This window comes from Pseudomonas sp. Irchel s3b5, from assembly GCF_900187435.1.
GTDB lineage: Bacteria > Pseudomonadota > Gammaproteobacteria > Pseudomonadales > Pseudomonadaceae > Aquipseudomonas.
Window position 1 is genome coordinate 1 of the sequence record NZ_FYDY01000046.1, and the last position, 22,959, is coordinate 22,959.

The following is a 22,959-nucleotide window of genomic DNA, read 5'->3' on the forward strand; positions in this document are numbered from 1 at the left end:
TAGAGATACACTTTTTCGACTTTGGCGTCGGGTCGCATCATGACGGGCTGGCTCCGGAAAGAAATTGGGAGTACAGCATCGGGTATCAGATTTCGGCTTGGAATGTGGGCTTCATGGAGCGCTTACCCTTTCTCCAGGAGCCTCCATGAAACTCGCAAGCTTTATTGTCCAAGGCCGTAGCAGCTACGGTGTGGTCGAAGGTGATCAAATCATCGACCTGGAATCGCTCAAGCCAACCCTTGGCAGCGATCTCAAACAGGCCATCGGCCACAACCGTCTGAACGAACTGAGCGCTGCGCGCCTGGCAAGCCTGCCGCGTATCCCCTTGGCTGAAGTGACGTTCCTGCCGGTGATCCCGAACCCGGGCAAAGTGCTGTGCATCGGCATCAACTACGCCACTCACGTGCGCGAAACCGGTCGGGAAATGCCGACCTATCCGATGATCTTTACCCGCTTCGCCGACAGCCAGGCTGCCCACCTGCAACCCATCGTTCGCCCGACCGCGTCCCACAAGCTTGATTTCGAGGGCGAGTTGGCAGTGGTGATCGGTAAAGCGGCCCGCCACGTCAAACATGCCGACGCGCTGGACTACGTCGCCGGTTATGCCTGCTACAACGACGGTAGTGTCCGCGACTGGCAGAAGCACACCATTCAGTTCGTCCCCGGCAAGAACTTCCCGAATACCGGCGGTTTCGGCCCCTGGCTGGTGACCGGCGATGAGATCGGCGACCCGCAGGATTTGGAATTGACCACCCGCCTCAATGGCCAAGTGATGCAGCACACCCGCACCAGCGACATGATTTTCGATGTGCGCCAGCTGATCGAGTACTGCTCCACCCTCACCGAACTGGCCCCGGGTGACGTGATTGTCACCGGCACCACTGGCGGCGTCGGAGCGTTCCGCGAGCCGCCCGTATGGATGAAGCCAGGCGATCAGGTGGAGGTCGAGATTGCTCGAATCGGCACCCTGCGCAACAGCATCGTGGACGAGCAGTGAGCATGGAAAACCTACACACCCCTGAACACCTGCCCGAGCAGGATGGCGACAACAAAGGCTCGAGCCTGGAGCGCATGTTGCGGGTACTCGACCTGTTCACCGAACAGAGCCCGATCTGGGCGGTGGATGACATGGGCGGCGCCTTGGGTTTTACCCGTTCGACGATCTACCGCTACGTGCGCGAATTGGCCGAGGCCAACCTGTTGTTCCAGGTCGAAGCCGGGCGTTATGCCCTGGGCGCACGGATCATTACCTGGGACCGCCAGTTGCGCCTGAGCGACCCCCTTGTGCGCGCCGCACAAGCGCTTGAGCCCAACTTCCCACAGTGGAGCGAACAACAGGTCTGGCTGATCTGCCGGCTGTTCAAGGACCAGGTCGTGTGCATTCACCAGCACGGGGACTTGTTCAGCGAGGTCAGCTACTCCCGTGGTTCGCCCAGGCCGTTGTTCCTGGGTGCGACGTCCAAGGCGATCCTCGCCAACATGACCCCGCGTCAACACAGCCAGCTGTTTCTCGACCACTCCGAAGAGGCGCGCGCCAGTCAACTGGGCCAGACCTGGGAACAGTTCCGTCGTTCGTTGCAGCAACTGCGTCGCCAAGGCTATGTGGCCAGCGCAGGTGAAGTCGACGCGGGCGTCTATGGCCTGGCCGCGCCGATCTTCGACGGCGATGGCAAGGTCGTTGGCAGCATCAGTTGCGTGCGCCCGGTGCGAGAACGCGACAGTGCCCAGGAAGAGACACAAGGACAGCAGATCCTTGCCCTGGCGCAGGAACTGTCGCAACGCATGGCTGCGCTCGCCAACCGCGCCAAGCCACTGGGCTGAGCCATCCGGAAGGGAATAACAATGACAACCCTCAAACGCATCAACACCCAGGTCCTGATCATCGGCGCCGGTCCTACCGGACTGACCCTGGCCAACCTGCTCGGGCAAGCCGATGTGGACACCCTGATCATCGACCGCAAGCCGGGCACCGTGACCGAGCCACGGGCGGTTTCAATCGATGATGAGTCCTTGCGCACCATGCAGGCCATCGGGCTGGATGCTGCCGTGCTGCGTGATGTCGTGCCCGGCTACGGCGTGCATTACTTCACCCGGCCCGGCGGTCGCTGCTTCGGCAAGGTCGAGCCGACCGGCAAGCTGTATGGCTTCCCCAAGCGCAACGCGTTTCGCCAACCGCTGTTTGAAAACACCCTCAGGCTAGGCCTCGAACGTTTTGCCAGCCTGACGACTCGGTTCAGCCACGAGCTGGTGGAATTCACCCAGGACCAACACAGCGTGTGCACGCTGGTGCGAGACGCCGAAGGGCAACTGATGGAAGTCCACGCGGCTTACCTGGTGGCCTGCGACGGCGGGCGTAGCCCGGTGCGCAAGCAACTCGGGATCGAGATGGTAGGTTCGAGCTTCTCCTCGCGCTGGCTGGTGGTCGATACCGACCAGGACGACGACCCCTTCTGGCAGACCCGCGTGTATTGCGACGCCAGGCGTCCGGTGGTGGAAGTGCCCGGCCCTCACCGTACGCGCCGATTCGAGTTCCTGCTCAAGCCCGATGAAACGGACGAACAGGTGCTCGACGAAACCTGCCTACAAGCATTGCTACACCCGTTCAAGGGCGACGCTCCGGTTTCCATCGTGCGCAAGACGGTCTACACCTTCCATGCCCGGGTCGCCGAGCAGTGGCAGGTGCAACGGGTGTTTCTCGCCGGCGACGCCGCGCACCTGACCCCGCCCTATGCTGGGCAAGGCATGAACAGCGGCGTTCGCGATGCCCACAACCTGGGCTGGAAGCTGGTCGGCGTGCTGAAGGGAAAAATGGCGGAAAGCGCACTGCTGTCCTACGAAAGCGAGCGTCGTGATCATGCGTGGGCATTGATCAAGTTGGCCTTGAACCTCGGCGTGGTCATGGCACCGGCTACCGTCCTGCGCGCTCGCCTGATCAGTGGCGCATTCGCCTTGATCGGCCTGTTGCCGCCGTTGCGCGATTATTTCCTGCAAATGCGCTTCAAGCCCAAACCCCGCTTCACCCGGGGCCTGGTGCTGACCGAGGGGCAAGCAGGCACGTTGTCCTGCGGACAGATGTTCCCGCAACCGATGCTCACCGACGCCCACGGCCAGGAACGCCTGCTCGATGACGCCATCGGCGCCGGCTTCGCCTTGATTCAATACGGCGACCCGACCCGCCAGCGTATCGATGAACTCCAGCATGGCCTCTGGAGCCACCTTGAAGCCAGACGCATCCTGATCCTGCCCGCGTCCGTCCATGCCATGCCGTCGATCCCGGGCTGCACGGTGCTCCAGGACCGTGAAGGCCAGCTCAAAACCCTGCTGGGCGATTCACACCCGTTCCTGCTGCTGCGCCCGGATCGCTATATCGCCGCGATTTTCGACAAGGCTACCGAAACCCAGGCCGCCGAATCGTTGCAGTCGCTGTTCGGCATCGCCGTGGCCCACAGCAGCGCAATCGAGCCGAGCATCGCGCCCGTCTTTCATTGAACCTTCAAGCACAGAGGTGGTTATGCAAACACTCCAAACTTCCACACCTGCACGCCTGTGCTACCTGCACCTGGCGAGCAAGGACGCGCAACGGCAAATCGATTTCTATCGGCGGATGCTGGACATGGACAGCCAGGCGCAAGCCGATGGCAGCTGGATGCTCAGCGGCCCGCAACGCGCCATGCTCGTGTCTCCCAGCAAAGCAGCGTGCTGGCCCCTGACGAAATGCTCCTGGTGGACTGCGGCAAACCGTTCAACGTGACCAGCACGCAAGGTTGCGAACACTTCATCCTGCTGTTCCAGGGAGCATCCGAGCCGCTCGCGCAAACCGCCGACATGCACCTTAACGGTCGCAATGGACTGGGGCGGATGCTCATGCACCTGATCAGCGATGCCTACAACCAATACCCCTTGCTGAACAACCATTCGGCCGGGCTGATCGGTGACAGCATCACCGGGCTGCTGGATAACGCGCTGAAGAACAAACAGGAAGAAAAGCAACTCGAACACGACTTCCGCTTCTTCAAGCAAAACCGCCTCAAGGCGTACATCGAGCGCCACCTGGCCGACCGCGACCTGACCATCGAACGCATCGCCAACGCCGAACGGTGCTCGGTGCGCAGCCTGCACCGCGCCTTCCAGGATGAACTGGGGTGCAGTGTCAGCGAATACATCTGGCAGCGGCGCCTGTCACGTTGTGCCGAAGACCTGCGCAACCGGGAACATGCCCACCGCTCGCTCACCGAGATCGCCTACGCCTGGGGCTATAGCAGCAGTTCCCACTTCAGCCGGCATTTCAAATCGACGTTCGGCATGTCGCCTCGGCTGTTCCGCGACACCGCGACACCGCGAGCGGCAGTCGGGAGAAATCAAAGGCGGCTTGAGCCATTTTATTGCTGAATAAAGTAACTCCCGAATATCGCGCATAATAAATACGCATTAAATATTCAGGAGAATAAATTCATTTAATTAGTCCGACAAACGCGAGAGCTCTCATGATTAAAATGCTAGCCGCCGTACGCCGAAAACCTGGAAAGACTTAACCAAAGTTTGGTTCTGGAATACTTCCAACGACACTTAGATACTCGGAAATGTCTCATTCAGCACAGCAGAGATGTCCTTGATCAGATCCTCAGGATCTTCAAGGCCTACCGACAGGCGCAGGTAACCATAACGTCGGAACTCCTCCGGGTATGCACCCGAACCACCATGGCCCTCAGCGCCAACGCGCACAATCAACGTCTTATCGTGTCCGAACGATAGCAATTTTATATTCAGTTACGACCAAGCCTTATGTTGTGCGTCTTTAATTATAAACGGGGTTCTTGCCTGTCTGAGTATGGCAAATAGCACGTATTTACGAGCAAAACGCTCGTAGAGACTGGCAAAAACTCCGTGACTCACTTCATAGCCGAAAGTAAAAACGAGGTCACTGTATTGATAACACCAGGCATGACCGAAATATCGCTCCTCATCTTATGCAACCTTTCACTTGTGGATGCCTCAACCTGAAGTACAACATCTAAGTCTCCGCACATTATCCGACAGGAGACAACCTCTCGCATTGAAACTATCTTTCGAACAACGTCCGTGCCACGCATCCGACCTTGATGGTAAACAAAAATCAATGCCGATATAGACGTATCACTGCAGATTTGGTCGCCTCTCAAGATCGTATATGTATCCACCCCGCTCCAGCCACTAAATTCTAAACCGCATCGCACCGCATTGGTGACAGATTAACATTCAGAACTATATCGTTATATACAAGTTTGGAGTCACCTGTAAGCTCATTGAGAATTGTTTCATACCGCCCCGCCGCCCTTCCGGTAGAAACAGCAAAGACACTAACTTCAGAATAACCCACACGAGCAGTTAGCTTGCTACAACAAGCAAAACGCTCAATGCAACAAGCTATTTGCCAACTGGCGTCTGTGCATTGAAGGTGTAGCATTGAGTGAATAACACGAAACCAACTTCCCCTGCAAAAAAGCACTCAAAGGATGAAATAATGAAAACAACATTTTCTCACTTTGCCGCAGTAGGTTTCATTGCACTTGGCACTCAGGCTGTCGCTGCACCGCTGCTACAGGAGTACAACTTCAAGCAGGACGTAAATGCAACCACATCCCAAACAAATGCCTGGTTAGAGATCAGTAAATCTGCTTTCAAGCAAAATATCGAGTTCGTAAAAAGCGGATTATCGAAAGGCAGTAGCTTGTGCGCCGTGATGAAAGCAGATGCTTATGGTCACGGTATTGCATTATTGATTCCGACGATCATGGAAGCAGGCATTAATTGCATCGGCATTGCGAGTAATGAAGAAGCGCGAATTGCCAGAAAAGAGGGCTACACAGGAAAAATAATTCGCGTTCGGCAAGCCACGGAGGGAGAAATCGTCAGCGCATTGCCTTATGACATTGAAGAGCTTATCGGCAATGCACAGGTAGCCCGAGCCATCAGCACGCTGGCAGAACACAATGGCAAGCCCATAAAAATTCATCTCGTTACCAATGCGGGCGCCATGAGTAGGAATGGCTTGGATCTTGCCACCGAGCAGGGCAAAAAAGACGTACTGGAAATCACCGCAATGAAGGGACTGAAGGTCACCGGGATCATGACGCACTTCGCCGTCGAGGATAAGGCCTTCGTCATGGATGCCTATGACAAGTTCATGTCGGAGCAGGACTGGATCATCAAGACAGCCCACTTGAATCGTGACGAAATCACCGTTCATTGTGCCAACTCGTTCGCAACGCTTGACGTCCCGGCAACGCACTTGGACATGGTGCGTGTAGGAGGAGCGCTTTACGGTGATTTGATCGGCCGTGCCGAGCTGAAACGCGTCATGTCACTCAAAAGCAAGGTTGCTGCGGTCAACACCTATCCTGCCGGAAACACAGTGGGTTATGACCGCACCCTCACACTGACTCGAGACTCCAGGCTCGCCAACATCCCAGTAGGTTACTCAGATGGCTACCGCCGAGTGTTTACCAATAAGTCTTTCGTCGTCATCAATGGCGTGAAAGTGCCCACGGTCGGAAAAATCTCGATGAACACAGTTATGGTAGATGTGACCGACATAAAAAACGTCAAGCCCGGCGATACCGTAACGCTCTATGGCAAACAAGGCGATGCCGAGATTACACAAGCTGAATTGGAAGACATCAATAACGGTGCACTGCTCGCCGATGTTTACACCATGTGGGGCACCTCAAACATTCGAATACTGGTCGACTAAAGCAAGAGGCCCGTAGCATGTGATGAAAAGCCACCTCATCAGGGTGGCTTTTCATTGCGGAGTTGCACTGATCCGCCAGTTGGCCAAAAACCGCACCAGAGTTCAGTTGGCAACGGAGCTTCGGCCTGGGCAGCGGTCATGGTTTTTTCAGGACGTCTGGTCCGTCTTTCAGCTGGCGGCATTTTTATCCGATGCACGCTGCCTCGTTAGGGCATAAGCACCATCGCCACACAGCGCGATAGCAATCAGCACCGCCGTCCAGAATGCTGGGTACTCCCAGCCCCCGCCGGTACTGCTGAACAGCCAGCCATTACCCGAGTGCGCCCAGGTGGCACCCAACAAAACAGGAATGGCCGCCAAGGCCGCATAGCGAGTTTTAAAGCCCAGCACCAGCATTGCACCCGTGGCGACCTCAACTCCGAGAACCAGCCACGCCAACACACCCGGCAAGCCAATCGACTCAAAAAAACCTGAAGTACCTGACATTGTAAAAACGAAAACCTTTAAATACAGAGAGTGCGCCAGCAACGCAATACCAGCTGTCAGGCGAAGCAATAAAACGCCATAGGAGATACCTTTATAATCGTCCATACAACTTCCAAAATAACACTGACAGCGCACGTTGCGCTGCCTTCCGAATATATTGTTGCGAGTAATCAGCAACCCTACAATCTGCAATTTAGCTATTATGGACTGCATATATGCACACTTGGGACTGGGACGATCTGCGCCTGATACTTGCCGTTGCCGAACACAAGTCTTTTGCCGCTGCCGGACGCGCACTTCATCTTAATCACACCACCGTGCTGCGGCGTATCAATGCGTTCGAAAAACTTCATGCATTTCGACTATTTGATCGCCTCTCGACCGGCTACACAATGACTGACGCCGGAGAAGAGTTACTGCAGACAGCACAAATCATGAATATCGCCGTCAGCGAACTGTCCCGCAAACTCGAAGGCAAGGATCTGCGATTGGAGGGCATACTCCGCATTACCACCTGCGATACTTTAATGGCATCCATTTTACCGGAGGCACTTGGAGGATTCAGTGAACTCCATCCCGAGATATCACTTGAAGTCACCACCGGCAATTTCATCAGCGATCTGGCCCAACGGCATGCAGATGTAGCAATACGAACCAGTGACAGTCCTCCCGACGCATTGATCGGTAGGCGTATCGCCGATGTCGGGTTTGCCGTTTACGCTGCCAGGGGATTTTCTGAGCGTCATGGGAGCGTTGATCCGGCGCACTTCAATCGATGGCTTGCCCCGGATCTCGCGCTTGGTCAAATGGATATTGCAAAATGGCTGCGTGCCAGCGTTCCTGCAACGTCCATTGTTTTCAAGGCCGACTCTTTGGTCACCCTTAGGCAAGCAGCGCTGGGGGGCTTGGGAATAGCCGCACTTCCCTGCTATTTGGGAGATTCAACCCCCGGGCTAGAGCGGGTCCCGTTCGTAGGACTCAACGCCCTCAAAACAGGACTTTGGGTCCTCACCCATCAGGACCTTAGACATACCGCTCGGGTGCAGGCCTTCACCCGTTTTTTGAATGAAGCACTTCAACGTTCCTGGCCTGGACCGACAACCACATGACCGTTGAGCAGAGTGACGTACTTCAGATGGAACGTAACCTTGCGTACCGTTCAATTGCGATTTTTTCCGGACAGTTACTTTCTTTATTCATGGGGGTCTTGCCAGGGAGGCAATCCCTGGTTTTCACCAGTGCCGCAATCATTGCGCTGGTGACTGTGCTGCTCCTGTCTCTCACTCACAAATGCTACTGGATCGGCTAAGTACTGCACCTGATCTCAACCAGTTCAAACCAGAAACTGTTCAACTAACCGAACCCAGTAACTAGCCCCCGTCCCCAGGCAGTCATCGTTGAAGTCGTACCCGGGGTTATGCACCATGCACCCCCCCTCACCATCACCATTACCGATAAAGAGATAGCTGCCAGGACAATGCTCAAGCATCACTGCAAAATCTTCACTGGCAGCAATAGGTGCCATGTCTTGAATCACCCCCTCTTCACCCAACCAATCAACAGCGACCTGTCGGGCAAACGCAGTAAGCTGAGGATCATTGATCAAGGGTGGCAATGATTCTTCCCTATCAACCTCCACACTGACACTGGCACCGAAGCTAAGCGCCTGAGCTTGGGCAACCTGGACAATCCGCTTGAGAAGGTCGGCACGAACGTTAGGCTTCAAGGCGCGCACACATAGTTGGAGTACTGCATACCCCGGAATGACATTGGGCGCCTCACCAGAATGAAAGGAGCCCACAGTGATCACCGCCGTCTCCAGAGGATCCGTATTACGCGACACAATACTCTGCAGTGCCATGACAATTGCCCCTCCAGTAAGTATGGGGTCAATGGCTTTATGTGGCATTCCGCCATGCCCGCCCGTACCATCAATTCGAATTTCCACAGTATCGGTGGAGGCCATGAACGGTCCGGCCCGAAAACCCAACTTCCCTACTGGCAACCCAGGCATGTTGTGCATACCGAACAACGCATTACAGGGAAATCGCTCCAGGAGACCATCATCCAGCATTTTCTGCGCGCCCCCATCGCTTTCTTCGGCGGGCTGAAAGATGACCACCAGCGTACCGTCGAACTGCCGGCTGTTGGCTAGGTGCTGCGCGGCAGCCAGCAGCATTGCAGTATGGCCGTCATGACCACAGGCATGCATGGCGCCTGGATGCTGGCTCGCATACGGCAATCCGGTCTGCTCCTGAATCGGCAGCGCATCCATATCTGCCCGAATACCAATGACCTTACTTCCACAACCTTGCTGCAAACGCCCTACAACACCAGTCCCCCCAAAGCCACGATGCACCTCAAACCCCCACGACTCGAGCTTGGCAGCAACCAGATCTGAGGTTTTGAACTCCTTAAGGCTGAGCTCCGGATAAGCATGAAGCTGGCGGCGCAACTCAATCATTTCAGCTTCAATGGCACGGATACCCGGCAGCATGGGTCGAACGGTCATGGACTTCACCTGTTTCATGTAAGGGAGGCTCGCCTGCAAAGGGCGAGGATATAAAGCTCATCAACGTTAAGTGCTGCAAACTCTGCTCAATCACAGGCAGGCAGCTGCATTGTCTAGCGAGTCGTGAAACGCATCATGACGCGCCCACCTCGAGCGAGTTTGTAGCGCACAATGGCAAATACCTGAGCCGTCGCTGGTTGATCTGGGAGGTACGTTTCGTGCGTGCTATACACGGTCAAGAATGTTTTTTGTAGCAAGTCCTCGATTTCACTTGGTTGACGCTGAAGTCTATTACACAGAAATTCACGCGCATGAACACTTAGCTCCGACAAAAACGTGAGATAGGCTTTTCGTTTCCGCCCAGGCCTGCGAGGAACGATTCTTGTAGGTGAATCACCCGATTGAGAAAGGCGGCATCATGTGTAGTTCGTTCCATCGTTAACCCGGGTCACGCAGAGGTCGGATATTGTTGATCGAGTGATTGAATTTTAATGCCTCGAAGTAGCTCGATTTGCTCATGGCTTTTTGAGTTGGCCTCGTTTAAGGCAAGGAGATACATCCGAAACGCGATGCGATTCAGTTTGCTCAATGGGTCCTCAGTATCAACAACTTAGGGCTCCCTCTGAGCAGGAAAATCTATTAATAATCAGCAGCGTTCGATGTATTCAACTTAAGTACGGAAGCTATCCACCAGATGCTTGAGTCGGCTGGCTTGTTGCTCAAGGTCATCACAGGCGAGCAAGGTGGCCTGGAGATTCTCCACGCCTTCTTGGTTGAGGGATTTGATCTCGGTGATGTCCATATTCAACGAGTCGATTACAGCGGTCTGCTCTTCAGTAGCAGTGGCTACAGACTGATTTATGCCATCAATTTCGCCAATACGCTGAGTAACGCTCCCTAGTCGCTCGCCAGCCTGGTTGGCGATAACCACGCCTTCATGGCTATAGCGCTCGCTTTCGCTCATAGTGCAAACCGCCTCACGAGCGCCGACCTGAAGCTCCTCAATCATCGTATGAATTTCTTGTGCCGATGTCTGAGTGCGGTAGGCAAGACTGCGTACTTCATCCGCCACCACAGCGAAACCGCGACCTGCCTCTCCCGCCCGCGCAGCCTCGATAGCGGCGTTGAGCGCTAGTAGGTTGGTCTGTTCGGAAATGCCCTTGATCACTTCAAGGATCCGACCAATGCTCACCGTCTTACCATTCAGCGTCTCTATGTTGCTGCAGGATGCACGAATTTTTCCTGACAACTCGTTCATGGCGTTGATCGTCTGAGCTACCACTTGCCGGCCACCCTCAGCCTGAAGGCGTGCATCTGACGCCTGAAGTGAGGCATCACCGGCATTACACGCGATTTCCTGAGCGGCTGCACCCAGCTCGTTGATTGCTGCTGCAATGCTGTTGGTGCGATTGGCCTGTTCGTCGGAGTTTGCTATGGATGAGCTGGAGGCAAGCATCACTCGCTTTGCCACTTCGTTGACTTGTTCGGTCGCTGATGAGACTTCGCGTATTGAATGTTGGATTCGCTCCACGAAAAGGTTGAAGTCGCAGGCCAATTCTCCAAACTCATCTTGAGAATGCACGGCCAAACGTCGGGTCAGGTCCCCCTCCCCCTGGGCTATATCGCGCATGGCTTTGCCCATTAACCTCAGAGGTTGCATCAGTACGCGGATTAGCATGCCCAGTAGAAGCAACGTGATTAGCACGGCAATCAGAGTGGCGAAAATAGCTGAAGCACGGAAATCGCCTAGCGCCTGGTAGGCTTTTTTCTTGTCGATGGACAAACCGATATACCAGTTGACCGAGGGCAGCCCCTTGATCGGCAAGAACATCAGAATATAAGGAACACCCGCCTGCTCAGTCTCACTGAAATGGGTGCTGATAGCGGGTGTGTCTTGCGGATAGATATCGATAAGATTTTTCATCACCAAGTCTTTATCCGGGTGAGCAAGTATCTTGCCGTCGGCACTGACCAGGAAGGCATAACCGATGCCGCCCAGATCGAGCGAACTGACAATTTTCGCCAGGGTATCCAAAGTCAGGTCACCACCGACCACACCGAGAGGTTGGTTTCCATGGTGAACCGGAGTAGCGATCGTCATCATCAACTGGCCAGTGGATGCATCCAGGTACGGCTCAGTCAAAGTCGTACCACCCGCTGCCAAAGCATCCTTGTACCAAGGCCGGGTACGCGGGTCATAATCGGCGGGCAATTCGTCTTTTGGTCGCATCGCAAAGCTGCCGTCGATACCCCCAAGATAGGTGAAGTTAAATGTTGAAAGCAGCGTCTTCTGTTCCAGCAGGCGCACCACACTGTCCGGCGTATTGTCGTTGGCAACAGTCTGAGCGACGGTGTCTATCAGCAAAACACGTCCAGACAGCCAAGCCTGGACATTGCTTGCAGCAATTTTGCTCATCCCCTCAAGGTGGCTTTCGAGGTTTGTATGTATAGCGTCACGCTGAAAATAATCGTTGTACAGTGTGAATAATGAGAATGCTGCAATGACTACTAGCGATGCGACGAGCAGAACTTTGTGGCTGAACCTTAAGTGGACAGTCATTGGAAATTTACCCGAGATTAAAAATTTCTGTTTTTATTATTTAACGCCAACGGCAGGCGTTCAGGCCTTCACTGGCTCATCTCATGCATAGCCTGCATCTTTTGATACTTTTCACCGCTAGTCGCAGTGTGTGGATGAATGCTTAACTACCGCCAGTTCAGGATAGGCAACTAGTTTGTCGATATACAGCTCCTCATTCTCCAACCAAACTTCCGTAAGTGCACGATAGTGCTTCATGTCCTTGCAGCGCATGCGTAGGCTATAGTCGAACGGGTCACCAATAAGCCGGCACTCCAGGACCTGAGGACAGTTATCTACACATGCTTCGAAGGCTTTTTGTGCTGTGCGCCGATTCTGGCTCGATATAGCGACCAATACCTGTAGGGACAATCCCGGTGAGACCTTTTGCACATCGATGAACGCACCATAACCGCGAATCACCCCTAGTCTCTCCAACTTGCGTACGCGTTGCTGGCAAGGGCTTGCGGTCAGGTGCACAAGTGTTGCTAGTTTCTGGTACGTGATGCGCCCGTCATGGCGTAATACGTCAATGATAGCCTCATCAATACGCCCCAATGTTCGTGAAAAATCGGGATTTTTTTCCTTCCTTTTCATTGTTAACTCTATTCACTTCAGTCCATTAGACAGAAACTGTTGAAGGCGCTCGCTGCGCGGATTATCCAGAATCTCTGCCCCTCCCTGCTCCTCGACTCGGCCTTGATGCAGAAACAGTAACTGGCTCGACACCTTGCGGGCAAAGCTCATTTCGTGGGTCACCATGATCATGGTCCGGCCTTCTTCGGCCAGGCCCTGAATCACCTTTAGTACTTCGCCCACCAGTTCCGGATCCAGCGCCGACGTCGGTTCGTCGAACAGCAGTACCTCCGGCTCCATCGCTAATGCTCGTGCAATCGCCACTCGCTGTTGCTGACCGCCAGAGAGAAATGCTGGAAACTGCTCCGCAACACGCGCTGGCAGCCCCACCTTGTCCAGATAACGTCGGGCACGATCTTCGGCATCTTTTTTGCTGACACCCAGAACCCGGCGCGGGGCCATGGTGATGTTTTCCAGAACGGTCATGTGGCCCCACAGATTGAAGTGCTGGAAGACCATGGCTAGACGGGTACGCAGCCTTTGCAACTCAGCGGCATCGGCCACCTGCATGCCATAATGGTTTTTGACCATGCGAATCTGCTTGCCGTCCAGGCTCATGGCTCCGTCATTGGGTGTTTCGAGAAAGTTGATGCAGCGCAGAAAGGTACTTTTGCCTGACCCACTGGCGCCGATCAAACTGATCACATCACCAGTTTTGGCTTTCAGAGATACGCCCTTGAGTACTTCGTGGTTACCGTAACTCTTGTGCAGTTCTTCAACAGTCAATTTGTACATGTGCGCAATCATCCTCTAAAGGAAAATGTGGCGTCGCTGTGCAGCTGTGACAGCCGGCGACAAAGCCCGAGGCCTAATGAGCGGCCATATGGAGTACCAAGCCCTAATGAGCCGGACCAAGGAAAGCCAACCAACGGCGCTCGGCGATGCGGAATAATCCGACAAGAGCGAAGGTAACCATCAGGTAAATCAGCGCAGTAATACCGAACGAATGAAAGGTCAGAAAGGTCGCCGAGTTGGCGTCACGAGCAACTTTCAGAATGTCCGGGACGGTTGCAGTGAAGGCCACGGTGGTCGAATGCAGCATCAGAATTACTTCGTTGCTGTAGTACGGCAACGAGCGACGTAGCGCCGATGGCATGATCACGTAGGCATAGAGCCTCCAACCCGTCAGGCCATAGGCCTTCGCAGCTTCGACTTCGCCATGGGCCATGTTGCGAATTGCTCCGGCGAAAATCTCCGTGGTGTAAGCGCAGGTGTTCAGCGCAAACGCAAGGATGGTGCAGTTCATCGCGTCGCGAAAGAATGCATCGAGCACCGGTTGTGCACGAACTGCAGCCAGGCTGTAGATCCCGGTGTAGCAGATCAACAACTGGATATAGAGCGGCGTTCCCCGAAACAGGTAGGTGTAGAACTGTACGGGCCAGCGCAGGTAACACTTGGATGAAACCCGGGCAATGGACAACGGGACCGACACCAAAAAGCCGATGAAGATTGAGGCACTGAGCAACCACAAGGTCATGGCCAACCCCGTGATCTGGTGGCCGTCACTATAGAGAAAAGGCTTCCAGTAATCTTGCAAGAGTTCGATCATCGTACAGCCTCCCGGGAACCTGCCGCATAACGCCGCTCCAACCAACGCAGGACATAGTTTGAAGTACTGGTAATCACCAAATAAATAAGCGCTGCCAAGACCAGAAAATAGAACAATTGATAGGTGCTTTTACCAGCGTCCTGGGCTGCCTTTACCAAGTCAGCAAGGCCTATGATCGACACCAGTGCGGTGGCTTTGAGGATGACCATCCAGTTGTTGCCAATACCCGGTAAAGCAAAACGCATCATTTGCGGGAAGACCACAAAGCGAAAGCGCTGAGTGCGACTTAAGCCATAGGCGGTGGCCGCTTCCACCTGTCCACGGGGCACAGCTAACATCGCCCCGCGAAAGGTCTCAGTGAAATAGGCCCCGTAGATAAACCCCAGCGTGATGATCCCGGCAACAAACGGATTGATCTCTATGTATTCCCAATCCAGTGCCTGTGTGATCCCGGTCAACCAGGTTTGCAGGCTATAAAAGATCAGTAGCATCAGCACTAGGTCCGGCACCCCGCGAATCAGGGTAGTGTAGAGCTGTGCTGGGATTCGCAGGAGTTTGACACTGGAAAGTTTGGCACTGGCTCCGATAAGACCAAGCAGCACGCTCAACAGCAGCGAGAGTATTGACAACTTGACGGTCATCCAGGCGCCCTCCAGCAACAGAGGACCGAACCCTTTCATGCTGTATGTGGAGAGCCCGAGGGCCTGCAACAGTATTTCGAACATAATTCAGGAACCTATCGCGATAATAAAGCGCCCGCCCCAAGGACGGGCACCGGGGCCTTACTTGCCGCTATAGAGATTCAGATCACCGAAGTGTTTTTTCTGGATTAAGTCATAGGTACCGTCATCGTGTAACGCTTGGATGCCCTTATCCAAAAAGGCCTTGAGGTCTTTGTTACCTTTAGAGATACCAATAGCTGTTTTAGCTGGCAGTAACTCGCTGTCAACGGGCTTGCTGACTTCATAACCAGTGCCTTGGGGGGAATTCAAAAAACCCAACTGAGCTTGCAGCATGTCCTGAATCGCCGCATCGAGGCGACCGGAAACCAGGTCGTAATAAACCTGATCCTGGTTCTGATAGGCCTGAGTTTTGACACCCGCCTTATCCAGAACAGCTTTGGCATAGGCTTCCTGGATACTTCCTTGCAAATAGCCTACGGTCTTGCCCTTAAGGGAAGTAACCTCTTCGTTCAGACCAGAATTTTTCTTGAACACGTAAGAGGTGGCGCCAGAGAACAGCTCATTTGAGAAGTCGATGACTTTCTCGCGGGCGGGGGTCACCGTCATGGAAGAGAGAATGCCATCGAACTTGTTGGCCTTCAGACCAGGAATCGTGCCGTCGAAATCGCTCTCGACCCATATACACTTGACCTTCAATTTGGCACAGATTGCATTACCCAGATCGATATCAAACCCCGTAAGACTACCATCTGAGGCTTTAGACTCGAATGGTGCGTAAGAAGCATCAACGCCAAAACGCAGTTCTTTGTATTCCTTGGCCAGCGCGATATTCGCGCAAAGTGGGAAAAGTGCTAACACGAAGAGCTTTCGAAGCGAAATCATATGAGAATCCCTAGATGTTGTAGTTTGATTAAGGGCAGTTAACGATTTGACGACTTTAACGATTCTTCTTTTGGCAACTACATTTCGGATATAAGCCACCCGTAATAGTTGCATTGCTGCACGCCCATTTAAGAGCTGTGACAAGCGTTACTCAATCAACGGCAATAGAAGTTCAGCTATACACCTCCGAAGAAATTTTATACTCAGTCATAATCAAGACCTCATGTCCTTGTACTGAACACTGATAGTACGCCGATGGCTCGCTCATCCAAATATGGCAAACAGATCAATATTATGAGCAAACCGCTCGTAACAGTGAGCAATCTGCTTGACTGAAAACCTGTTTTGCAAAGACAAACAAAAAATCAGCGCATGAAATCCCTCAGGAAATGCTGAGGTGTCACTCCAACCCTTATAATTTATTTTCTAACCGAAACAGAAAAAGTCAAGCTGAAGCCAGCTTCATCATTACGAGACCGCTGACAATTAAGACAGCTGCGACAACTCGCATGAGGCTGGCAGGTTCGCCTAAAAAGATGATACCCACTGCAAACGCGCCAACAGCACCAATGCCAGTCCAAATTGTATAGGCTGTACCAAGTGGTAGACTTTTCATGGAAAAGGATAGGAGAGCAAAACTTGCCATTAGCATTACCAAGGTAACAACAGTCGGCCCAAGCTTGGTCATACCTTCAGATTGTTTCATGGAGAAAGCCCAAACAACTTCAAGTATCCCTGCAAAAACCAAACATATCCAAGCCATGATTCGCTTCCATTAAAAGATCCGTCACAACTCTGACGGACAAAACCTTATATGATCAGGAGATTTGGTCCTTGTAAAACTGGAACCTTTGAGAACCCAGTAAAAAAGCCCCCGCTGGTACGAGGGCAAAGGAGGGTTACCAACCAGACCATATTTTTAGTAAAATCGTACATCCAAAGCTAAAGTTGGCACGAGCCTTTAAGTTCTCAACTCACTTGAATGTCTCGTCCAACGCAGAGGAAATATCTTTGATCAAATCGTCGGGATCTTCGAGTCCAACCGAAAGACGGAGATGACCGTATGTACGGAACTCTTCAGGATATTTGTCAAAACCACCTCGGCCTTCTGCACCCACGTGAACAATAAGGGTCTCATCGTGACCTAGGGAAACTGCAGAAGTGATGATACGCAGATTTGAAACAAACCGATTTTGAGTGTCCGGATTCCCTTTTACTGCAAAAGCCATCATCGCCCCATAGCCGCGCCCTGCGAACTGCCGACGAGCGAGTTCATGTTGTGGGTGGGATGGAAGCCCTGGGTAGTAGACGAAAGCTACACGATCATCTGCATCGAGAAATGCAGCCAATTTTTCAGCAGATCTGAGATGCTGTCGCAGACGCAGAGGCAACGTTACAGAACCACGCATTATCAACCAAGCATTGAACGGAGAGATGGTCGCGCCGAGATCAACAAGAGCATCGTGCTTGATTGTAGTGATCATCTGAGTGGAACCCAGAACCACCCCACCCATGGAATCGCCATGGCCATTGATGTACTTGGTCAGGGAGTGGACAACAAGATCTACCCCATGTTGGCTGGCATGGAAGAACGGAGGTGGGGTGAAGGTTGCATCAACAGAAATCAGTGCACCGTGCGCATGAGCAATCTCGGCCAACGCAGCAATATCCGCAACTTTGGTAGTTGGGTTGGCAATTGTCTCAGTATGAAAAAGTTTGGTATTAGGGCGGATTGCTCTCCGAACAGCCTCCAAATCGCCCATATCCACAAACGAGGCTTCAATGCCATAGCGCTCCGGCAGAAGCTCCGCGAACAGTCGCCATACGGCCTCGTAGGTGACGTCACTGACAATAACGTGGTCGCCACTTTTCAAAAAGGCAAAAAATATCGAATGCAAAGCAGCTACACCGGTAGCAAATACAGCTGCTGCCTCACAACCTTCAAGCGCAGCAAGTTTCTTCTCCAGGCATACCTGGTTATGACCTTGGTTTCGTGTGTACACGAGGCCATCAGGGCTGGACCAGTCCATCGTCGACGGATCATCTGGCAGCAGATAAGAGTTGGCCATCACCAGCGGCGTGCGAATAGCACCAGTAGTGGTGTCGACGACATTCCCACCATGAACTGCCAGCGTAGCCGCCGAAAGTGTGGACAGATTCTTTTTGTCAGGACGCATGTCTATTTCCTCCAAAGTTACTTTTTTGTTTGGTGTCATTGATTCTGAAGGTGAGTGAAAGAAGGATGATTGGTCTGATCTGCTCGGACCAACTCTTGATTTTCGTCAAAGACTAATTCACCACTCTCAATTGCACGAACACGCCCACGAACCATGTACCAACCAACAATAAGAGCGGCGGCATAAAACGGAAGCGAAGCAATCGAGTACGTACCTACGGGATAATCGAATGCGATCAGAACCAGAACCAAACCGAAGAACCCCAAAGTCGCGTAACCACTGTAAGGCGCAAACGGCATTCGAAACCCCGGACGTTCCAGATCACCTTGCTGGGAGTATTTGAAGAGCTTGATCTGACACAGGACGATTGTTGACCACGAACCGATCAACATAACGGCAGTGAGTGTCAGCGCGATTTCAAAGGCTTCCCCCGGAACAATCGCGTTAAGTACGACACCAATTAGTGAAGCAACGGTCGTCAGCATGATGCCAGCGAACGGAACACCTTGACGGTTCATCTTGGCCAGGAAGCTAGGGGCTGATCCGTTGATTGCCAGCGAGCGAAGCACCCGGCCAGTGGAGTAAATGCCAGCGTTCAGTGAAGACACCGCCGCGGTAATCAAGACCATGTTCATAATCGCGTCCGCACCCTTGACCCCCAGCGAGCCAAAGAACGTCACAAACGGGCTTACCCCCGCCGAGTACGCGGTGTGGGGGAGCAGCATTGCCAACAGCAATACAGAACCAACGTAAAAAACAATAATGCGGAAAACAACTGCCCGAATTGCTTTCGGCATGACTGTAGCGACGTCTTGGGCTTCGCCAGCTGCAGTACCAACCAACTCCACACTGCCATACGCAAATATCACCCCCTGGATCATGATTACGGCGGGCAAAAGGCCTGATGGGAACCAACCGCCATTGTCAGAAATCAGTTTGAACCCGACCTCATGGCCTGGCAGCGGAGTGCCGAACAACACCATGTAAATGCCAATCCCAAGGAAAGTCGTTAATGCAGCCACCTTGATCAGGGCAAACCAAAATTCAAGTTCACCAAAAATTTTTACCGAGACAAGGTTAATCGCAGTAACAAAACCCAATGCTCCCAGTGCCAAGGACCATTGAGGGATGTCGCCCATAAAAGGGACATAGGCTTTGAAGAAATTCAGGTAGAGCGCTGTAGCTGTGAGATCTGCAATGGCAACCATTACCCAGTCAGTCCAGTACATCCATCCCACGGCAAAAGCCCATTTCTCACCATAGAACTCTCGAGCATAGGAGACGAACGAGCCCGATGATGGGCGATACATCACCAGTTCGCCCATAGCCCGAATGATGAACCACGCAAAAAAGCCACAGATTGCATAGACAAACACAAGCGAGGGTCCGGCTTCAGCGAGTCGTGCGCCTGCGCCCATGAATAGACCACTTCCGATTGCCCCCCCTATGGCAATCATCTGAACCTGGCGAGGCTTGAGCACCTTTTGATAGCCCGCATCTTCTGCGCTGAAGTCTCTCTTTCGAGTTACACCAGACGATGGCACGCGTGTGGGATTAAGATCATTCACACTCATTTTGTTACCTTTTATTGTTGTATTGGGCAAGGCTCTACCGACCAGAAGAGCCTTGCCGAGGACCCGATTTAATCCTAGGGATTCACATCGATCCTTTAATCAAGTTCCGCCAACACCGTTTAAGCAGATCACTTTTGGTTGCGTCATATCTTCATACGCAAAACGCACACCTTCACGCCCCATGCTGCCGTATTTTGAACCACCAAATGGCATTGCATCAAAACGATAGTCAGATGAGTCATTAATCATGACGCCGCCGGCTTCGAGTCGTTTAGCTGCTTTCATGGCGACATTCAAATTGCTGGTGAAAATACCCGCATGCAAACTGTATTCTGGTTCATTAGCCAGTGTCAGCGCCTCATCAAGCGAGGCCACGCGTTGAAGAATGACAACCGGACTAAATACTTCCTCACACCAAACTTTACAGCTTTGGCTAACATTCTCCAGGACCGTCGGAGAGTAAAGCGAGCCTTGGCGTACATTACCAAATAACAGGTTAGCCCCTTTATCCATTGCCTCGATAACTACTTCTTCAGTGCGTTTTGCAGCAGCTTCAGTAATCATTGGCCCAACATCCGTGCTTTCGTCAGCAGGATTTCCCACGACTAAAGCACTTGTCTTCACAACGAATTTCTTTTTGAACTCCTCATATATTGTCTCTTCAACAAGAATTCGTTGGGTACCGATACAATTTTGCCCGGCAGCCCAAAAAGCGCCTGATACACAGGACTCAACGGCTTCATTCAGATCACAATCGCCCATGACGATAACCGGGGCATTGCCCCCCAAATCCATCGCCAGTTTTTTAAGGCCTGCATTGCGAGAGATCTGCTCACCGGTAACGAAACCGCCCGTGAAGGAAACCATACGTACCGCTCGATGAGCGACCAGTGCCTTGCCCAGCGCAGCCCCCCCAGTTGCAATGGACACGACCGCAGGAGGGAGACCCGCAGCGTTCAGGCAAGCCACCAGCTTAATGGCAGATAACGGAGAGAGCTCAGAAGGTTTGAGTACAACAGCATTACCGCCAGCGATCGCAGGTCCCAACTTGTGAGCGACTAAGTTGAGTGGGTCGTTGTATGGGGTAATTGCAACAATTACACCCAAAGGCTCCCGAGTAAACCATCCCTGACGGGACTCGGATCCGACATAGGAGTCAAACGGAATCACTTCACCAGCATTGCGTTTGGCCTCCTCGGCGGACAGTTTCAACGTATTGACGCAGCGCAAAACCTCCTTTCTCGCCTGCTTGATCGTTTTTCCCGACTCGGCAACAATCAGACTGGCAAACGCCTCCTTATCGCTCTCGACCAAAACAGCGGTTTTTTCCAGTATGCGAGCACGTTCGTGCCTTGGTAGTTCTTTGGCGATCAGCGCACCAAGCTTTGCCGTATCAATGATCGCAGTGGCCAATGATGCGGGTATGTCCGTCACCTCTCCAACTGCAGCGCCATCATACGGGCTCAAAACTGTTATGGTTTTATAATCAACAGCGAGCGAAAGACTCAAGCTATTCATGATCATTTACCTATCTTAGTTTTGTTCTTGTGAATGCTGACGATATCCGAGAGTAAGGCGAATGCTGTTTCAAACCGACCTGCACCCGCTCCGACAACCGTTACCGGACCAAGAACATTTGTATTAAAGGTAATTGCATTCGTTGCACCACTCACACCGGCCAGTGCGTCCCCCTGAGGCAACAATTGAGGACTAACAGATGCAGTGATGGAGCCATTGCTCATTTTTTCCGCGCTGCCAATTAGTTTCCACCGGGCATTGGCCTTCGTTGCTTCGGCGATATCTTTTGACGTGATCCCCGAGATGCCTTTGCAAAGGACATCGCTCGGAGTCAACTTCGCCCCCAGAAGCTCATTCGCCAAAATGACTACTTTAAGACGAACATCATGCCCTTCCACGTCTGCGGTGGGGTCAGCTTCTGCGTAACCGAGTTCCTGAGCCTTGGCGACTGCATCAGAGAAGTCGAGACCTTCTTCCATGCTAGAAAGTACGAAATTGGACGTACCATTCAAGATGCCCTTAAACCCGCTGATTTCCGAGCCGGCCAGCGACTCTTTAGCCAGACGAATGACGGGGGTGCCGCTCATTACTGAGCCTTCAAACTCGAATTGGGCACCGGTGCTTTTGGCCAATGCTTTCAGGCTTTCAGCGTGCAACGCCACAGGCCCTTTATTGGTGGTGACCACACTGATACCTTTTTCCAGAGCCCAGCGACAGAAAGTCGTAGCTGGCTCTCCGTCTACAGGGTTGGTGAACGTCGCCTCGGCGATAAGATCGGCCCCCGAGAAACGGATAACCGTCTCATTGGCAGGCTCAGCACTGCCTGCTGGCAATGTTCTAAACCCCCCTTTTACAGCAGGAACTGCGGCCAATTCATGGGCATCCAACCCGTTCTTGTTGATAATGGAGCCAAAGTAAAGATCACTGACACCAACAATTTTTAGCCTAAAACCAAATTCATTAGCCCAGTGCTCGTTCTTATCTGCGATGAGCTGCGTCAAAGCACGGTTTACACCACCAAAACCAAGCAAAGCAATTTTATATTCAGTCACGACATGGGCCTCATTGTTATGTTTTCGGTACTGAAATACTAAACTGCTGCAGTGCTCATACGAATATGGCAAACCGATCATTGTTGCGAGCAAAATGCTCGCAGGAGAGAGCATTTTGATTTCCTAGCAACCTACTTCGTGCAAGACAATACAAAAGACGTAACCGTATTCAGAACTCCTGGCAACGTGGATATGTCGCTCCAGACCCGGTGAATACAATCCGAACTTGCCGCTTCAACTGTCACTACAATATCCAGGTCACCACTCATCACATTGCAGGACACGATCTCAGGCATTGAGACAATTGAACGCACTACTTCAGCACCGCGCATTCGGTCTTTTCGATACACAAAAATAAGAGCATTAATTGGCGCAACCTCGGAAGGTGGCCCACCTTTGATTATGGTATAACCCCTGATATATCCGTCCCGCTCCAACCGTTCAATCCTGAGCCTGACAGCATTCCTAGACAAATTAACTTTCATGGCAATGTCGTTATGCGCAAGTCGAGCATTACGAGTAAGCTCTTCCAGTATTTTTTCATCCGTCTTATCTAAAACGCGCTTCATCTCTAACTCCAGG

At 52.7% G+C, this 22,959-nt stretch carries 20 protein-coding genes and 3 pseudogenes; 7 read left to right on the plus strand and 16 right to left on the minus strand.

Annotation, left to right across the window (positions count from 1 at the left end):
- Positions 1-145 precede the first annotated feature (145 nt).
- From CKW15_RS26745 to CKW15_RS26765, 5 genes and pseudogenes are all read left to right on the plus strand, one after another.
- Positions 146-997 carry a fumarylacetoacetate hydrolase family protein gene (locus tag CKW15_RS26745; RefSeq protein WP_095152988.1) on the plus strand — a complete coding sequence of 284 codons (852 nt, stop codon included), beginning with the start codon at positions 146-148 and terminating at the stop codon, positions 995-997.
- A 2-nt stretch (positions 998-999) separates the two neighbouring features.
- Positions 1,000-1,821, plus strand: coding sequence for an IclR family transcriptional regulator (locus CKW15_RS26750; protein ID WP_095152989.1), 822 nt, complete (start codon positions 1,000-1,002; stop codon positions 1,819-1,821).
- Between the two features lie 21 nt (positions 1,822-1,842).
- Positions 1,843-3,489 carry a bifunctional 3-(3-hydroxy-phenyl)propionate/3-hydroxycinnamic acid hydroxylase gene (locus CKW15_RS26755; RefSeq protein WP_095152990.1) on the plus strand — a complete coding sequence of 549 codons (1,647 nt, stop codon included), beginning with the start codon at positions 1,843-1,845 and terminating at the stop codon, positions 3,487-3,489.
- Positions 3,490-3,511: 22 nt separating this feature from the next.
- Positions 3,512-3,688: pseudogene (locus tag CKW15_RS26760) on the plus strand (glyoxalase); the annotation flags it as partial.
- Positions 3,670-4,389, plus strand: a pseudogene (locus CKW15_RS26765) (helix-turn-helix domain-containing protein); the annotation flags it as partial. The pseudogenes CKW15_RS26760 and CKW15_RS26765, both read left to right, overlap by 19 nt.
- Before the next feature lie 500 nt (positions 4,390-4,889).
- Here CKW15_RS26765 and CKW15_RS28905 read toward each other — a convergent pair.
- Positions 4,890-5,090 carry an Lrp/AsnC ligand binding domain-containing protein gene (locus tag CKW15_RS28905; RefSeq protein ID WP_371856324.1) on the minus strand — a complete coding sequence of 67 codons (201 nt, stop codon included), beginning with the start codon at positions 5,088-5,090 and terminating at the stop codon, positions 4,890-4,892.
- A gap of 410 nt (positions 5,091-5,500) precedes the next feature.
- Between CKW15_RS28905 and alr the strand changes: the two genes are divergently transcribed.
- The gene (gene alr / locus CKW15_RS26775; RefSeq protein ID WP_095152991.1) at positions 5,501-6,730 is read left to right on the plus strand and encodes an alanine racemase; all 1,230 of its coding nucleotides are present in this window, start codon (positions 5,501-5,503) and stop codon (positions 6,728-6,730) included.
- Between the two features lie 168 nt (positions 6,731-6,898).
- Here alr and CKW15_RS26780 read toward each other — a convergent pair whose 3' ends face one another.
- Positions 6,899-7,321, minus strand: coding sequence for a DoxX family protein (locus tag CKW15_RS26780; protein WP_095153006.1), 423 nt, complete (start codon positions 7,319-7,321; stop codon positions 6,899-6,901).
- A 110-nt stretch (positions 7,322-7,431) separates the two neighbouring features.
- On the opposite strand from CKW15_RS26780, the gene CKW15_RS26785 reads away from it, so the two are divergent.
- On the plus strand, positions 7,432-8,325 hold the full coding sequence (locus CKW15_RS26785; protein ID WP_095152992.1) for a LysR family transcriptional regulator: 894 nt from the start codon (positions 7,432-7,434) through the stop codon (positions 8,323-8,325).
- A 224-nt stretch (positions 8,326-8,549) separates the two neighbouring features.
- On the opposite strand, the gene CKW15_RS26795 is transcribed toward CKW15_RS26785, so the two are convergent.
- From CKW15_RS26795 to CKW15_RS26855, 14 genes and pseudogenes are all read right to left on the minus strand, one after another.
- On the minus strand, positions 8,550-9,728 hold the full coding sequence (locus CKW15_RS26795; RefSeq protein ID WP_095153007.1) for a M20 aminoacylase family protein: 1,179 nt from the start codon (positions 9,726-9,728) through the stop codon (positions 8,550-8,552).
- Between the two features lie 670 nt (positions 9,729-10,398).
- Positions 10,399-11,184, minus strand: a complete 786-nt coding sequence (locus tag CKW15_RS29220) for a methyl-accepting chemotaxis protein (RefSeq protein WP_371856325.1) — start codon at positions 11,182-11,184, stop codon at positions 10,399-10,401.
- Between the two features lie 72 nt (positions 11,185-11,256).
- Positions 11,257-12,288: pseudogene (locus CKW15_RS29225) on the minus strand (cache domain-containing protein); the annotation flags it as partial.
- Between the two features lie 117 nt (positions 12,289-12,405).
- On the minus strand, positions 12,406-12,903 hold the full coding sequence (locus tag CKW15_RS26805) for an Lrp/AsnC family transcriptional regulator (RefSeq protein ID WP_095152995.1): 498 nt from the start codon (positions 12,901-12,903) through the stop codon (positions 12,406-12,408).
- 12 nt (positions 12,904-12,915) lie between these two features.
- Positions 12,916-13,677 carry an ABC transporter ATP-binding protein gene (locus tag CKW15_RS26810; protein ID WP_095152996.1) on the minus strand — a complete coding sequence of 254 codons (762 nt, stop codon included), beginning with the start codon at positions 13,675-13,677 and terminating at the stop codon, positions 12,916-12,918.
- 103 nt (positions 13,678-13,780) lie between these two features.
- Positions 13,781-14,491: an ABC transporter permease gene (locus CKW15_RS26815; RefSeq protein WP_095152997.1), complete on the minus strand. Its 711-nt coding sequence runs from the start codon at positions 14,489-14,491 to the stop codon at positions 13,781-13,783.
- Positions 14,488-15,216: an ABC transporter permease gene (locus CKW15_RS26820; RefSeq protein WP_064676932.1), complete on the minus strand. Its 729-nt coding sequence runs from the start codon at positions 15,214-15,216 to the stop codon at positions 14,488-14,490. Before CKW15_RS26820 ends, CKW15_RS26815 begins: the two co-directional genes overlap by 4 nt.
- A 57-nt stretch (positions 15,217-15,273) precedes the next feature.
- Complete coding sequence (locus tag CKW15_RS26825; RefSeq protein ID WP_095152998.1) at positions 15,274-16,056, minus strand: transporter substrate-binding domain-containing protein; 783 nt, start codon at positions 16,054-16,056, stop codon at positions 15,274-15,276.
- Between the two features lie 445 nt (positions 16,057-16,501).
- The gene (locus tag CKW15_RS26830) at positions 16,502-16,819 is read right to left on the minus strand and encodes a multidrug efflux SMR transporter (protein ID WP_095152999.1); all 318 of its coding nucleotides are present in this window, start codon (positions 16,817-16,819) and stop codon (positions 16,502-16,504) included.
- Between the two features lie 211 nt (positions 16,820-17,030).
- Positions 17,031-18,233: a PLP-dependent aspartate aminotransferase family protein gene (locus CKW15_RS26835; protein WP_177450604.1), complete on the minus strand. Its 1,203-nt coding sequence runs from the start codon at positions 18,231-18,233 to the stop codon at positions 17,031-17,033.
- Between the two features lie 35 nt (positions 18,234-18,268).
- Positions 18,269-19,807 carry an amino acid permease gene (locus CKW15_RS26840; RefSeq protein ID WP_095153000.1) on the minus strand — a complete coding sequence of 513 codons (1,539 nt, stop codon included), beginning with the start codon at positions 19,805-19,807 and terminating at the stop codon, positions 18,269-18,271.
- Between the two features lie 99 nt (positions 19,808-19,906).
- A complete protein-coding gene (locus CKW15_RS26845; RefSeq protein ID WP_095153009.1) occupies positions 19,907-21,325 on the minus strand; it encodes an aldehyde dehydrogenase family protein in 1,419 nt (472 codons plus the stop codon).
- A 2-nt stretch (positions 21,326-21,327) separates the two neighbouring features.
- Positions 21,328-22,377 carry a homoserine dehydrogenase gene (locus tag CKW15_RS26850; protein WP_095153010.1) on the minus strand — a complete coding sequence of 350 codons (1,050 nt, stop codon included), beginning with the start codon at positions 22,375-22,377 and terminating at the stop codon, positions 21,328-21,330.
- 131 nt (positions 22,378-22,508) lie between these two features.
- Positions 22,509-22,946, minus strand: a complete 438-nt coding sequence (locus CKW15_RS26855; RefSeq protein ID WP_095153001.1) for an Lrp/AsnC family transcriptional regulator — start codon at positions 22,944-22,946, stop codon at positions 22,509-22,511.
- Positions 22,947-22,959 lie beyond the last annotated feature (13 nt).